The organism is Staphylococcus sp. EG-SA-2 (genome assembly GCF_017152085.1).
The window spans coordinates 1-668 of sequence record NZ_JACYHC010001159.1 but is presented as its reverse complement, the minus strand read 5'-3'; the positions used below and the strand labels follow the sequence as shown (position 1 = coordinate 668).

1 protein-coding gene and 1 pseudogene are annotated in these 668 nt (G+C 32.0%); both read left to right on the top strand.

The window, feature by feature from the left end; all coding sequences use genetic code 11:
• A pseudogene (locus IDG60_RS28040) lies at window positions 1-96 on the top strand (Cys-tRNA(Pro) deacylase); the annotation flags it as partial.
• 249 nt (window positions 97-345) lie between these two features.
• On the top strand, window positions 346-668 hold a 323-nt coding region (locus tag IDG60_RS28035; RefSeq protein WP_206161069.1), incomplete at its 3' end, for a DeoR family transcriptional regulator.

The window sequence follows — 668 nt, the reverse complement described above, 5'->3', positions numbered from 1 at the left end:
GTGAGTGGTGGGCTTCGAACAATGCAAATCACAATAGCTGTTGAGGATTTGATTACAATAACTAAAGGCAAAATTGGAGCAGTTATCCATGAATGATTAATAACAACAAAAAGTATGGGGCAAGATTAGGAGTGTGGCAGAGATGAAATTTTTATAAAATTCATTTCTGCCACACTCCTTTTTGATTGAATTAGCATTTTACGATCATAAACAGTCATTATAATTGAGTATTTGAACATAAAAATGTAATTTTATCGTCACAATTTGGGTGTTTGTGATTGTTTTTGGTAATTTATGATTGAAAAGTGAAAGCGTACTCATTATAATACAAAGTGAGATGGGGTGATGATGATAATTACTGAAAAAAGACACGAGTTAATATTAGAAGAACTTTCGCACAAAGATTTTTTGACTTTACAAGAATTAATAGATCGAACTGGTTGCAGTGCTTCAACAATACGAAGAGATTTATCTAAACTACAACAATTAGGGAAATTGCAACGTGTGCATGGTGGTGCAATGTTAAAAGAAAATCGTATGATTGAGGCGAATTTAACTGAAAAATTAGCAACGAATCTTGATGAAAAGAAAATGATTGCTAAAATAGCAGCTAATCAAATCAACGATAATGAATGCTTATTTATCGATGCTGGTTCATCTACATTGGA